Source organism: Thetidibacter halocola (genome assembly GCF_018224955.1).
In the GTDB taxonomy this organism is placed as follows: domain Bacteria; phylum Pseudomonadota; class Alphaproteobacteria; order Rhodobacterales; family Rhodobacteraceae; genus Thetidibacter; species Thetidibacter halocola.
In genome coordinates this window covers 415,033-427,950 of record NZ_JAGTUU010000005.1, presented here as the reverse complement: position 1 = coordinate 427,950, position 12,918 = coordinate 415,033, and the positions used below count along the sequence as shown (strand labels likewise).

15 protein-coding genes are annotated in these 12,918 nt (G+C 66.4%); 6 read left to right on the top strand and 9 right to left on the bottom strand.

The window, feature by feature from the left end:
* Positions 1–202: 202 nt before the first annotated feature.
* Positions 203–787, bottom strand: coding sequence for a DUF2202 domain-containing protein (locus KB874_RS14790; protein WP_212537308.1), 585 nt, complete (start codon positions 785–787; stop codon positions 203–205).
* A gap of 303 nt (positions 788–1,090) precedes the next feature.
* Between KB874_RS14790 and KB874_RS14785 the strand changes: the two genes are divergently transcribed.
* A complete protein-coding gene (locus KB874_RS14785; protein WP_212537307.1) occupies positions 1,091–1,582 on the top strand; it encodes a hypothetical protein in 492 nt (163 codons plus the stop codon).
* Here KB874_RS14785 and KB874_RS14780 read toward each other — a convergent pair.
* A complete protein-coding gene (locus KB874_RS14780) occupies positions 1,528–3,036 on the bottom strand; it encodes an AMP-binding protein (RefSeq protein WP_212537306.1) in 1,509 nt (502 codons plus the stop codon). The two genes, KB874_RS14785 and KB874_RS14780, sit on opposite strands and share 55 nt — an antisense overlap.
* A gap of 175 nt (positions 3,037–3,211) precedes the next feature.
* Between KB874_RS14780 and accB the strand changes: the two genes are divergently transcribed.
* Genes accB through aat form a run of 3 tightly spaced genes read left to right on the top strand, consistent with a single transcriptional unit; the run spans position 3,212 to position 5,753 of the window.
* The gene (gene accB, locus KB874_RS14775; protein WP_212537305.1) at positions 3,212–3,712 is read left to right on the top strand and encodes an acetyl-CoA carboxylase biotin carboxyl carrier protein; all 501 of its coding nucleotides are present in this window, start codon (positions 3,212–3,214) and stop codon (positions 3,710–3,712) included.
* A gap of 4 nt (positions 3,713–3,716) precedes the next feature.
* On the top strand, positions 3,717–5,066 hold the full coding sequence (gene accC / locus KB874_RS14770) for an acetyl-CoA carboxylase biotin carboxylase subunit (protein WP_212537304.1): 1,350 nt from the start codon (positions 3,717–3,719) through the stop codon (positions 5,064–5,066).
* A gap of 51 nt (positions 5,067–5,117) precedes the next feature.
* Positions 5,118–5,753, top strand: a complete 636-nt coding sequence (gene aat, locus KB874_RS14765) for a leucyl/phenylalanyl-tRNA--protein transferase (RefSeq protein ID WP_212537303.1) — start codon at positions 5,118–5,120, stop codon at positions 5,751–5,753.
* Here the strand turns inward: aat and KB874_RS14760 are convergent.
* The 4 genes from KB874_RS14760 to KB874_RS14745 form a co-directional block, all read right to left on the bottom strand.
* Positions 5,717–6,073, bottom strand: a complete 357-nt coding sequence (locus KB874_RS14760) for a DUF2155 domain-containing protein (protein WP_212537302.1) — start codon at positions 6,071–6,073, stop codon at positions 5,717–5,719. The genes aat and KB874_RS14760 overlap by 37 nt on opposite strands.
* Positions 6,070–6,534, bottom strand: a complete 465-nt coding sequence (mlaD, locus tag KB874_RS14755; RefSeq protein WP_212537301.1) for an outer membrane lipid asymmetry maintenance protein MlaD — start codon at positions 6,532–6,534, stop codon at positions 6,070–6,072. The genes KB874_RS14760 and mlaD overlap by 4 nt, the downstream gene beginning before the upstream one ends.
* A complete protein-coding gene (locus KB874_RS14750) occupies positions 6,531–6,914 on the bottom strand; it encodes an NADH:ubiquinone oxidoreductase subunit NDUFA12 (protein WP_212537300.1) in 384 nt (127 codons plus the stop codon). The genes mlaD and KB874_RS14750 overlap by 4 nt, the downstream gene beginning before the upstream one ends.
* Positions 6,915–6,989: 75 nt before the next feature.
* Positions 6,990–7,349, bottom strand: coding sequence for a RidA family protein (locus KB874_RS14745; protein ID WP_212537299.1), 360 nt, complete (start codon positions 7,347–7,349; stop codon positions 6,990–6,992).
* Between the two features lie 79 nt (positions 7,350–7,428).
* Between KB874_RS14745 and KB874_RS14740 the strand changes: the two genes are divergently transcribed.
* Complete coding sequence (locus KB874_RS14740; RefSeq protein WP_212537298.1) at positions 7,429–8,547, top strand: glycosyltransferase family 61 protein; 1,119 nt, start codon at positions 7,429–7,431, stop codon at positions 8,545–8,547.
* A 4-nt stretch (positions 8,548–8,551) separates the two neighbouring features.
* On the opposite strand, the gene clpX is transcribed toward KB874_RS14740, so the two are convergent.
* Both clpX and KB874_RS14730 read right to left on the bottom strand, forming a co-directional pair.
* Positions 8,552–9,814: an ATP-dependent Clp protease ATP-binding subunit ClpX gene (gene clpX / locus KB874_RS14735; RefSeq protein ID WP_212537297.1), complete on the bottom strand. Its 1,263-nt coding sequence runs from the start codon at positions 9,812–9,814 to the stop codon at positions 8,552–8,554.
* Between the two features lie 153 nt (positions 9,815–9,967).
* Complete coding sequence (locus KB874_RS14730) at positions 9,968–10,606, bottom strand: ATP-dependent Clp protease proteolytic subunit (RefSeq protein ID WP_212537296.1); 639 nt, start codon at positions 10,604–10,606, stop codon at positions 9,968–9,970.
* A 170-nt stretch (positions 10,607–10,776) separates the two neighbouring features.
* Between KB874_RS14730 and KB874_RS14725 the strand changes: the two genes are divergently transcribed.
* Positions 10,777–11,982, top strand: coding sequence for an FAD-binding domain-containing protein (locus KB874_RS14725; protein WP_346346559.1), 1,206 nt, complete (start codon positions 10,777–10,779; stop codon positions 11,980–11,982).
* Here KB874_RS14725 and KB874_RS14720 read toward each other — a convergent pair.
* Positions 11,979–12,890 (bottom strand): cation diffusion facilitator family transporter, encoded by a 912-nt coding sequence (locus KB874_RS14720; RefSeq protein ID WP_212537294.1) that lies wholly within the window; start codon positions 12,888–12,890, stop codon positions 11,979–11,981. The genes KB874_RS14725 and KB874_RS14720 overlap by 4 nt on opposite strands.
* Between the last annotated feature and the right edge of the window lie 28 nt (positions 12,891–12,918).

Genomic DNA, 12,918 nt, shown 5'->3' with positions numbered 1-12,918 from the left:
TCGGGCAAGATCATGCGCCGCATCCTGCGCAAGATCGCCGAAAACGACTTCGGCGCCCTCGGCGACACTTCAACCCTCGCAGACCCAGCCGTCGTCGACGACCTCATCGAAAACAGAATGAACCGCTGAGCCGCGGCGATTTCGCGAAACCGCAGCGGCCGCCGAGAGTCTCGGCGGCTGCAATTCGTTCAAGGCAAGGGCGTCAGGCCAGCAGTCCCTCGAACGCCGCGAGATGTGCGACCGACCCGTCCAGCAGGTTCTGGTAGATGTCGGCCAGCACCGTGCCCTCGACCGCGTCGATGGCCGCGGCGATATCGACCATGTCCCTTTCCTCGATCGCGACGCCCACCTCGAGCGCGTCGGTCAGCGAGACAGATCCTTCGGCGATCAGCGAATCATACAGCGCCTGCAACTCGTCATTCTCGAATTCACCGGCCTCGGCGAAGACGAAGGCATCCGTATCGATGCCCAGCGCCTCGGCCTGGGCGATCAGGGCGTCGAAATGCCGGTCCTCGGAGGCGGCGATATTGTCGAACACCTTGATCCCATAGAGATCGTAGAAGGCCTCATAGACGTCGCCGGCCAGCTTTTCCTCTTCGATCATGAAGAGCAGTTCCGCGATGGCCGCGTCGCTGTAGGTCGAGTCAGACGACTCGACTGCCTCCGCCGAGACCGTGACGGGGTCATCGGTCGACACGGTCACGGCCCCGCTGTCCGTATCGCCCTGCCCGGTGCCCCAGCCGAACTTGCCGCCGGATTGGCCATGTTTGTGCATTGCTCGTTTCATTCGTGCCTCTTCTCAAAAGGGTCTGCGCGTTTCATCATATCTCATTATCGAGATATGATTTCAAAACCATGACCAAATCCAGACAGGATTGCGGCAACGCCGAAACCTGCCGAGTCGGGGGCGGAACCCTGCCGACACGCGGCGACAACGTTTTCGTCACCTTGATCCAGATCAAGGCGCAACCCCTCAGATGCGTCGCGTTAACCCTCTGTTCGGAAAACGGCTGAACGATTGGCTTGGTTACGATAGTATTATCTACAGAAGTTCCAGAACGGTGGGGGCGCACCGGACGGAGCAGTCGCCATGAAACTCGTCGGCATCCCTGCGTGGTATGCACCCCATTCCACCGGCCACCCGCTGGGCCTGCCGGAACCCGCGCGCAAGCCGCCCTCCGTGACGGTCAAGCCGATCGCCAAGCGCAGCGATCCCGACGCCACCCTGTCGGACGGCAAGCCGCCACTGCAGTTCTGGCGCAGCGCCGGCGGCGAGCCCGACCCGGCGACCCACGTTGCGCCGCCCACGATCATGCAGCTCAAGATCAGCCGCATGCTGGAGGACCAGGCGAAGGGCATGGCCGAGACCGCCGAACCGGTGTCAGACAAGCGTGATGCGCCCCCTGAACCGGCGCCTGCCATGCAGACAGAGGGCGCGCAGGGCGAAGGCCCCCAGCGCCCCGAACGGGAAAAGCATTCGCCACGGACGGAAGCGGATGCGCCGCGGGCGGAGCAGAACCGCGACGCCTACGAGGTGGCGGCCAGCCTTTCGCGCAGCTCTGTCTTCAGGACCTTGCCGTAATTGTTCTTGGGGAGGGACTCGACCCGGATATAGACCTTGGGCCGCTTGAACCGGGCGATCCGGTCGAGGCAATGCGCGTCCAGCGCCGCTTCGTCGAGCGGGCCGTCGCAGACGACGAAGGCCACCACCTCCTCGCCCCATTCGGGATGCGGGCGGCCCACCACGGCGACCTCGAACACCGCAGGGTGGTCCTGCAAGGCCTCCTCGACCTCGCGGGGATAGATGTTGGTGCCGCCCGAGATGATCATGTCGCGCGAGCGGTCCTTGAGAGTCACGTAGCCGTCGGCATCCATCGAGCCCATGTCGCCGGTCAGCAGCCAGCCATCCACCAGCGTCTTTGCCGTGGCCTGCGGGTTCTGCCAGTAGCCCGGCATGACGATGTCGCCGCGCACCTGGATCTCGCCCACCGCGTCGGGCGGCAGGGTCTGGCCATTCTCATCGGCAACCCGCACCTCGACCGCCGATTGCGCCCGACCGACAGAGCCCAGGCGCTCGCGCCAGCGGAGATGGCTGCGGTCCGCAACATCATGGCGCGACAGGGCGGTGATGCCCATCGGGCATTCGCCCTGCCCGTAGATCTGCACAAAGACCGGGCCAAAGCGCTCTACCGCCTCGATGATGTCGGCGGAATACATCGGCCCGCCCGCGTAGACGATGGTGCGCAGCCCCTCGCCCGCGCGCCCCTGCGCCCGCGCCTCGCGCGTCAGGCGCTGGACCATGGTGGGCGCCATGAACATGTGCACGCGGCCATGATGCGCGGCGAGGTCCAGCACCTCGGTCGCGTCGAACCCTCCCGAGGGCGGAAAGACGTGCCGCGCCCCGGCCGCCACGTGCATCACGCTGTAGAGCCCCGCGCCATGGCTGAGCGGCGCAGCATACAGCGCGGCATCCTCGCCGCCGACCAGATCGCAATCCCATTGATAGCAGAGGGCCATGGTCATCAGCATCCGGTGCGTGATGATCACGCCCTTTGGCCGGCCGGTGGTGCCCGAGGTGTAGAACAGCCAGGCGAGGTCATCGGGCGTCCGATGCGCGGGCCCGGATGGCTCGGCTGCGCACAGTGTCTGCCACGCGGCGCTGCCGGTCTCGACCAGGGGAACGTCGGTCACGGCGGCCAAACCGGGCGCAAGGTCGGGCGTGGCAATGACCAGCGACGTACCGGAATCGGCGATGATCCAGGCGGCCTCCTTCGGGTGCAGCTTGGCGTTGATCGGGACGACCGCAGCCCCGGCATACCAGGCGCCATACTCGGCCAGCAGGTAATCGGGGACGTTCTTCATGAACAGCGCCACCCTGTCGCCAGAGGCGATGCCGCGCGCGGCAAGCGCGCCCGCCAGCCGGCACGCCACTTCGTGCAGCGCGCCATAGCTCATCACCGCGTCGCGACCCAGGAACAGCGCCGGGCGGTCCGGCTGCAATTCCGCGCGGCGCGCCAGCCACTGTGCGACGTTCATTCCGGCCTCCCCCCTTTTAAGGCCACTAAACACAAGCCCGCGCGGCGGTGCAATCGGCGCCCGGCAACATGAAATCGCCTGCCGGGTCGCTTTTCATGCGCCCGCGCTTGGCATATAGGGTGTCGAACGACCCGCCCGGCGCGGCGGGACAAGGGATCAAGCGGGCGAGGACCGGATGAGCAAAGAGACCCATGACGCGGACGTGGCCTTCATCAGGGCGTTGGCGGAGCTCCTGCGCGATAACGACCTGACGGAACTGCAGGTCAAGCGTGACTACGGCGAGGATGACAGCCTGAACGTGCGCGTCAGCCGCATGCAGCCGCAGGCGGCACCGGTTCAGATGTATGCCGCCCCCCAGGCAGCACCGATGATGGCGCCCGGCACCCAGGTCGCCCATGCCGCCCCGGCCGGCGACACCCTGCCCGAGGATCCTGCCGCCCATCCCGGCGCCGTGACCTCGCCCATGGTGGGCACGGTCTACATGCAGGCGGAACCTGGGGCGGCGCCCTTCATCACGCTGGGCGCGCAAGTGAAAGAGGGCGACACGCTGTTGATCGTCGAGGCGATGAAGACGATGAACCACATCCCCGCCCCCCGCTCCGGCACGGTCAAGCGCATCCTGGTCGAGGATGGCGCCCCCGTGGAATACGGCGCACCCCTCGTCATCCTAGAGTAAGCCCATGTTCGACAAGATTCTCATTGCGAACCGGGGCGAAATCGCGCTGCGCGTCATCCGCGCCTGCCGCGAGATGGGCATTCATTCGGTGGCCGTGCATTCTACCGCCGACTCGGACGCGATGCATGTGCGCATGGCCGACGAGGCGATCTGCATCGGCCCGCCGTCCTCGACCGACAGCTATCTCAGCATGCCGGCCGTCATCTCGGCCTGCGAGGTGACGGGCGCGCAGGCGATCCACCCGGGCTATGGCTTCCTGTCGGAAAACGCCCGCTTTGTGCAGATCGTCGAGGATCACGGGCTGACCTTCATCGGCCCCAGCGCGAAGCACATCAGCATGATGGGCGACAAGATCACTGCCAAGGAGACCGCGAAGGAACTGGGCATCCCGGTGGTTCCCGGCTCGCAGGGCGGCGTTGCCTCGCTGGAGGATGCGCTGCGCATCGGCGCCGAATTCGGCTATCCCGTCATCATCAAGGCCACCGCCGGCGGCGGCGGGCGCGGCATGAAGGTCGCGCGCAACGAGGCCGAGATGACGCGCGCCTACCAGACCGCGCGGGCCGAGTCCAAGGCGGCCTTCGGCAATGACGAAGTCTATATCGAGAAATACCTGCAAAAGCCGCGCCATATCGAGATCCAGGTCTTTGGCGACGGCCAGGGCGGCGGTGTGCATCTGGGCGAGCGCGACTGCTCGCTGCAACGGCGGCACCAGAAAGTGCTGGAAGAGGCCCCCGGCCCCGCGATCACACCCGAGGAACGCGACCGCATCGGCACGATCTGCGCCGAAGCCATCGCCAAGATGGGCTATCGCGGCGCAGGCACGATCGAATTCCTCTACGAGGAGGGCGAGTTCTACTTCATCGAGATGAACACCCGCCTGCAGGTTGAACACCCTGTCACCGAGGCGATCTTTGGCGTCGACCTGGTGCGCGAGCAGATCCGCGTCGCGGCAGGCATGCCGCTGTCCTTTACCCAGGACGACCTGGTCATCAACGGGCACGCGATCGAGGTGCGGATCAACGCCGAAAGGCTGCCCAACTTCTCACCCTCGCCGGGCAAGATCACGCATTACCATGCGCCGGGCGGCCTGGGCGTGCGGATGGATTCCGCGCTTTATGACGGCTACAAGATCCCGCCCTATTACGACAGCCTGATCGCCAAGCTGATCGTGCATGGCCGCGACCGCCCCGAGGCACTGGCCCGTCTCAACCGCGCGCTGGGAGAGTTGATCGTGGATGGCGTGGACACCACCGTTCCGCTGTTCCGTGCGCTTCTGCGCGAACGCGCGGTGCAGACCGGCGAATACAACATCCACTGGCTGGAAAAATGGCTGGAGGGCGGCGGACTGGGCTGACGCCCCGCGCCGCCACTTCCATCCGCCCCAGAATTCAATAGGCTCCGCGGCATGGATCTGTCGCCCGACCTGCTGCTGCACGCCTATCGCTCGGGCATCTTTCCGATGGCCGAGCACCGTGACGATCCCGAGGTGTTCTGGGTCGACCCAAGGCGGCGCGGCGTGCTGCCGCTGGACGGGTTCCGAGTGTCTCGCAGCCTGGCGAAACGGCTGCGGCGCGATGACTATCAGGTGACGCTGAACCGCGATTTCCTGGGCGTGCTCGAGGGCTGCGCCGACCGCACCGAGACCTGGATCAACCCGACCATCCGGGATCTCTATTTCGACCTGCACAGTCTGGGCCATGCCCATTCGCTGGAAGTCTGGCAGGACGGCGCGCTGGTCGGCGGGGTCTACGGCGTTGTGATCGGGCGCTGTTTCTGCGGCGAGTCGATGTTCTCGCGCCGCCGCGACGCGTCAAAGATCGCGCTGGCCTGGCTTGTGGACCTGCTGCGGCGCACCGGCTTTACGCTGTTCGATACGCAATTCCTGACAGCGCACCTGGCCTCACTGGGCGGGGTGGAGATCACGCGGGCCGACTATCGCCGCCGGCTTGCCGAGGCGCTGGAGGGCGACTCGGACATCCTGTCGGAACCGCTGGCCGCCTCGGGTCAGGACGTGGTGCAGCGCAGCACCCAGACGTCGTAGCGCGGGTGATCCAGCGGGTTGAGCGCCGGCGACGACGCCACCATCCAGCCGCGGAACAGCGGCTCTGCCACGCCGGCCTGGCGGATCGTCAGAAAGGCATAGGCATCGCCCGCGGGGTTGCCGACCGGAAAGCGGCATTCCTGCAAGGCAACCTCGATCTGACCCAGCACCGCCGCCTGACCGTTGGTCAGCGTGACGTCCTCGACCTTGGCATTCAGCTTGTCCAGCGTGCGCAGGACGGCACCCGTGCCGGGGTTCACCGCCTCTTGTGCGGCGAGCGGGGCCGCCATCAGGCAGGCAGCAAGCGCCAGTGCCCTCATTGCGATGCCCCCGTGTCCGAGCCCGAGCCCGAGACGAATTTCAGCAGCAGCGATACCAGGCTGACCGCGCCCTGCGTGTCCGCGATCTCGTCGCCGGGAGCATAGTTGAAGGGTGAGCCGCCCGGGCTGATCTCGACGAAATTGCCGCCGAGCAACCCTTCGGAGGCGATGACGATGGCGCTGTCGTCGGGAATCTCGATGCCGTCCCGGATCATTACCGTCGTGTCGGCACGGAAGGTCTGCGGGTTCAGGTCGATCGCCGTCACCGTGCCGACCTTGACACCCGCCAGCCGCACGTCGCTGCCCACGCCGATCCCCTCGATCGAGCGGAAGGAGGCCGTCAGCGCATAGCCGCTGTCGCGCACGGTAAAGCCCGTGCTCTGCACCGCGTAGAACCCGAAGGCGAGCGCGGCGGCCAGCACGGCGCCGCCCACGATCACCTCGGTCGTGGAGTGATTCATTCGGGGCTCCAGGCCTCGTAGTCGCGGCGGTCCGCCGGGGCTTCGCGCCGCAGCGAGCCCGCCGGGACATAGGCCAGCGCGGTGCCGGTCAGGTTCTCCTGGTGCGGCTTCTCCCAGCTCTTGCGGGACAGCGGACGTTCCGTCGGCGGCTCTGCATAGGTATGATGCAGCCAGCCATGCCAGTCGGGGCTGATGCGGCTGGCCTCGGCCTCGCCGTTGAAGATCACCCAGCGGCGCTTGCCATCCTTGGACAGGTAAAAGGTATTGCCCTGCTCGTCCTGGCCCACCTTGCGGCCCTTGCGCCAGGTGTAGAACTGGGTGTTCAGCGTCTGACCGTTCCACCAGGTCACTGCGCGGAGCAGTGTGTCGAGAATGCCCATCAACGTCTCCTGTCTGTCGATCAGGGTTTAGGCGAAGCGGCGACAGAGGTCCAGTGGCCCCGCGGTCGCAGGCGATCACCCGCGCGCCAACGCCGTCACCTCGATCTCGATGCGGTATTTCGGGTCGATCAACCCGCATTCGATCATCGTCACCGCGGGCGGGTTCGCGCCGAAGGTCTCGACGAGGATCGGCCAGCAGGGCTCGAACTCAGCCCGGTCGGGCAGGTAGTAGGTCACGCGCACCACGTCGGCAAAGGACGATCCCGCCTCGGTCAGCGCCTTGTCGATCACCGCCAGCGCGCTGCGGCACTGCTCGGTCACCGTGTCGCCCTGCCCCACTGTGCCCGCCACGAAGACAAAGCCGTTCGCCACGACTGCGCGGCAATATCCGATCTTGGGTTCGAAAGCGCCACCCGATGAGATTCGTCTGATCATGCTGCCCTCTGCCTAGGTTTCGCAGAACCATTGCCCCAATCGACGGCTACACTCAAACGGGAATCGATACGGGCAGGACATGACGAACCGGGACGCCATCGCCAAGGCGCGCGAGGCAGAGCGCAACCGCCCCCGGCCCGACCAGGGCTGGTCGCTGCGTGTCGAGGTGCTGCGCGCGCCAGTCATCGTGCCGCCGGTGGAGCGCGCCTTTGTGCAGGCCGGCGGCATCCTGCGCGCCAATGGCAGCTACTGCGCGCAAGGCGCGCTGTGGCGCAAGAACCGCCCCCTGACGACCCCGCCCGCCCCGCCCGCAGCGGACCCCGAGGACCTGCCCGGCGAATGGCTTTGGGGCGGCGTGCTGTGGCGGCATTTCGGGCATTTCCTGGTGGAAAGCACCGGGCGGCTCTGGGCGCTGATGGCGCTGCCGCAAGGCGTGCGCGGCGTGCTGTTCATCCCCAAGAGCCCGGCGCTGGGCACGGCGCTGGAAGGCTACCAGCGAGATTTCTTTACGCTGGCGGGCGCGCCCGGCGTGCGGGTTCTGGACCGGCCCGTGCGGCCCGAGAAGCTCTATGTGCCAGGGCAGGGGTTCGGCCTGGGCCAGATCGCCGAGGGCACGCCCCACGCGCGCCGCTGGTTCGCCGAGCATTTCGCCCGCGACATTGCCCCCGACGGGCCCGAACGCCTCTATATCTCGCGCTCGGGCCTCAGCGCGGGGCGCGCCAAGCTGCTGTGCGAGGATCGGCTGGATCGCTATCTGGAGGCCGAAGACTACACCGTGTTCCACCCGCAGGATCACGACCTCGCGACTCAGATCGCCCGCTACAAGGCCGCGCGGCAGGTCATCGCATGCGAGGGCTCGGCCATCCACCTGTTCGCGATGGTGGCACGCCCGCAGCAAAGCCTTGCCATCGTCGTGCGCCGCCTGTCCGCCGCGACCCATTATATCGAAAAGCACGTCAGCGGGTTCGCGGGCATCATGCCGTTGACGGTCAACGCGATCAAGGGAGGCTGGCTGCCCGAAGGCAAGGAGACCCGCCGCCACCAGGTCAGCGCGCTGGATTTCCCCAAGGCGCAGGCGGCGCTGGTGGCAGGCGGTTTCGTCGCGCCCGGCCCGGTCTGGACAGAGCCCCCCACAAACGACATCGAGGCGGCCTTGGCCGCCTCGTTCGATGGACCGCTGATCCCGGTCGAAATCTGAGAGGTCAGGCGCTGGCGCCCTCTTTCTTCTGGTCGGCATAGATCAGCAGCGGCTTGGCGTCGGACATGACCGCCTCTTCGTTCACCACGACCTCGGCCACGTTCTCCATCCCCGGCAGTTCGAACATGGTATCCAGCAGGATGCCCTCGAGGATCGACCGCAGGCCGCGCGCACCGGTCTTGCGCTCGATCGCCCGCTTGGCGATGGCCTTCAGCGCATCGTCGGTAAAGCTGAGCTCGGTGTCTTCCATCTCGAACAGGCGCTGATACTGCTTGACCAGCGCGTTCTTGGGTTGGGTCAGGATGGTCACCAGCGCCTCTTCGTCGAGATCCTCGAGCGTCGCTATGACCGGCAGGCGGCCGACGAATTCCGGGATCAGGCCGAACTTCAGCAGGTCCTCGGGTTCGAGATCCTTGAAGATCTCGCCCACGTTGCGCGCGTCCACGTCCCGCACATCGGCGCCAAAGCCCATGGCAGAGCCCTTGCCGCGCTGCGCGATGATCTTGTCCAGACCGGCGAAGGCACCGCCGCAGATGAACAGGATGTTCGTCGTGTCCACCTGGAGGAATTCCTGCTGCGGATGCTTGCGCCCGCCCTGCGGCGGAACGGAGGCCACGGTGCCCTCCATCAGCTTCAGCAGGGCCTGCTGCACGCCTTCGCCCGACACGTCGCGGGTGATCGAGGGGTTTTCCGACTTGCGCGTGATCTTGTCGACCTCGTCGATGTAGACGATGCCGCGCTGCGCGCGTTCCACGTTGTATTCCGAGGATTGCAGCAGCTTGAGGATGATGTTTTCCACGTCTTCGCCCACATAACCGGCCTCGGTCAGCGTGGTAGCATCGGCCATCGTGAAGGGCACGTCGAGGATGCGCGCCAGCGTCTGCGCCAGCAGCGTCTTGCCGCAGCCGGTCGGGCCGATCAGCAGGATGTTCGACTTGGCCAGTTCGATGTCGCCGGATTTCTGGGCGTGGTTCAGGCGCTTGTAATGATTGTGCACGGCGACCGATAGGACACGCTTGGCCTTCTGCTGGCCGATGACATAGTCGTCAAGGACGTCGCAGATGTCGCGCGGGGTCGGCACCCCTTCGGAGGATTTCAGGCCTGCGCCCTTGGTCTCTTCGCGGATGATGTCCATGCAGAGTTCGACGCACTCGTCACAGATGAACACCGTCGGGCCAGCGATCAGCTTGCGCACCTCGTGCTGGCTCTTGCCGCAGAAGCTGCAGTAGAGCGTGTTCTTGCTGTCACCGCCTGAATTCGTCGCCATCTTGCACCTTTCCCGACCTTGCCAACGGACGGCGCGCCATTGGCACGCCCGCCCGACTGCCTCGGCCGCCAATTTCAAGCCAGCTTAGGCCAGCCCTTCCGGGTCCACAATCCGAAAAAGCGCCCCGGCACGACCGCTGCCGGGGCCGCCGGATCATTTGCCGCCTTTGTCGTCATCCGCCTTGGCGCGGCTTTCGACGATTTCGTCGATCAGGCCCCAGGCCTTCGCCTCCTCGGGGGACATGAAGTTGTCGCGCTCCAGCGCGGCCTCGACCTTGTCGAGTTCCTGGCTGGTATGCTTGACGTAGATCTCGTTCAGGCGGCGCTTGAGCTTCTGCGTTTCCTGGGCGTGGATCATGATGTCGGTCGCCTGGCCCTGGTAGCCGCCCGAGGGCTGGTGGACCATCACGCGGCTGTTCGGGAGCGAGAACCGCATCCCCGGCTCGCCCGCCGTCAGCAGCAGCGAGCCCATCGACGCCGCCTGCCCGATCACCAGCGTCGAGACCTTGGGCTTGATGTATTGCATCGTGTCGTAGATCGACAGGCCCGAGGTCACGACACCGCCGGGGCTGTTGATATACATGCTGATTTCCTTGGACGGGTTTTCCGCCTCGAGGTGCAGCAGCTGGGCCACGATCAGCGATGACATGCCGTCATGCACCGGGCCGCTGAGGAAGATGATCCGCTCTTTCAGCAGACGCGAGAAGATGTCGTAGGCCCGCTCCCCCCGGCTGGTCTGTTCGACCACCATGGGAACCAGCGTGTTCATGTAGACGTCATACGGATCTTTCATCGGGGCCCTGCCTGTCTTGTGCCTTCTGGACTTGCGTAACCTGTCTCGGTTACCGGAGTCTTAGTGTCGCCCCCCACCACCCGCAAGGGGCGGCGGTAATTTGCACGTCCCCGCTTGCGCCCCGGCGGCCCCGCCCTAACTCGCCCCACACGATGACTGGAGGCGCGCCCGTGACCCGTTTCACGCCCACGAGAACCGCCGCGCTGGAGCGGCTTTCGGCCTTTGTGCCCCATGCGGGCAAGGATTATGCCGCGCTGCGCAACTACGATCGCGGGCCGGGACAGCATCGCGACGTGTCGGTGCTGTCGCCGTATATCCGCCACCGTGCGCTGACCGAGGCCGAGGTGCTGGAAGCCGTGCTGGGCCGTCATTCCCACAGCGCCGCCGAGAAATTCATCCAGGAGGTCTGCTGGCGCACCTACTGGAAAGGCTGGCTGGAAATGCGCCCCTCGGTCTGGCGCAGCTACCGGGCGGACCTGCGCCGCGCGCTGGACGGGGTGCAGACGCAGGGCGGGCTGCGCCGCGACTGGGAAGCCGCCTGCAAGGGCGAGACAGGGATCGAATGCTTCGACTTCTGGGCGCGGGAACTGGTGGAAACGGGCTACCTTCACAACCATGCGCGGATGTGGTTCGCCTCGATCTGGATCTTCACCTTGCGCCTGCCCTGGGTGCTGGGAGCCGATTTCTTCCTGCGGCACCTGCTGGACGGCGACCCGGCCTCGAACACGCTCAGCTGGCGATGGGTGGCGGGGGTTCAGACGCCGGGCAAGACCTACCTTGCGCGTGGGTCCAACATCTCGAAATACACCGAAGGGCGGTTCCGCCCGGATGGCTGGATCTTTGCCAACGACGCGCAGGCCGTCGACGCCCCGCCGCACCCACCGCGGATGGACGCACCAAAAGGCGACGCGTTCGATCCAGCCATACCTACGGCGTTCATCCTGCACGAAGACGACCTGTCGCCCGGCTTTCTGGTCCTGCGGGGATTGCGGCCGCTGGGAACCGCCCTTGTGACCGCCTCGGACGGGCTGACGCCGCTGCGCATGGCGCCGCGGGTGACAGAGTTCCGCACGGCGCTGGCCCGCGATGCGGCATCGCGCTGGGCCGAAAGGCTGGGGCCGGTTACAGAGGGGCTGGACTGTCCGCAGGCGCTGGCCGACTGGGCGCGCGCCCTGGGCGCCGAGCAGATCGTGACCGCCTTCGCCCCCGTCGGGCCGGTTGCCGAGATGCTGGACGAGATCACCGGCATTCCCGTCCTGCGGGTGATGCGCGACTTTGACGCCACCGCGTGGCCCCATGCGACGGCCGGCTTCTTCAAGTTCAAGGAGAAGATCCCGAAATTCCTAGGCCAGCTGAAGGGGCTGCGCGCCGCCTAGCCCGCGTGCCCGATGCGCTGCGGCGCGTCGCAGCGATGGGCTGCGCATTCCAGTTCCAGCGTGACGTGGCGCAGCCCGTGGGCCTCGGCAAGGCGGGCCTTGATCGCGGCCTTGATGGTGTCGGCGCGGTCCCAGGCGCCCGCCTCGATCACCACATGCGCCTCGAGTGCGGCGTGATGCTCGTCCATCAGCCACAGGTGGGCATGGTGGATCCCGTCGACGCCCTCGACCGTCTCGGCGGTGCGCAGCACTGCCTGCGCGTCCAGATCGACAGGCGCGCCCAGCATCAGCACCCTCACCACCTCGGGCATCTCGCGCAGGGCCATCCACAGGATGTAACCGGCGATGCCCAGCGTCGCGACCGGATCGACCCACATCCAGCCGAACAGCAGGATCAGGCTGCCCGCGACCATCACCGCGACAGAGCCCAGCGCATCCGCCACATTGTGCAGGAACGCCGCGCGAATGTTGACGCTGTCCTTGGCCAGCGCCCAGGTCAGCGCGGCGGTGGCCAGGTCGACGACCAGCGCCACGCCCGCCACGACGACGACGATCCAGCCGGTCACAGGCTCTGGCGCGACCAGCCGCGCAACCGCCTCTCCCACCAGATACAGCCCGACCACGACCAGAACCGTCAGGTTGATGAGCGCGGCCACCACCTCGGCCCTTGCATAGCCAAATGTCATGCGCGAGTCCGCCTTGCGCCGGGCGATGCGCCGCGCCCAGACGGCGATCACGAGGCTTGCCGCGTCCGAGAGGTTGTGCAGCGCGTCGGCGATCATGGCGAGGCTGCCCGACACGAGTCCCGCCACGATCTGGACCACGGTCAGCCCGACATTGATGACGACCGCCGCAAAGAGGCTGCGGTCGCCCTGCCCGCTATCGTGATGATGGTGGTGATGTGCCATGTGCGACCTGGTCCTGACATTGCCGCCG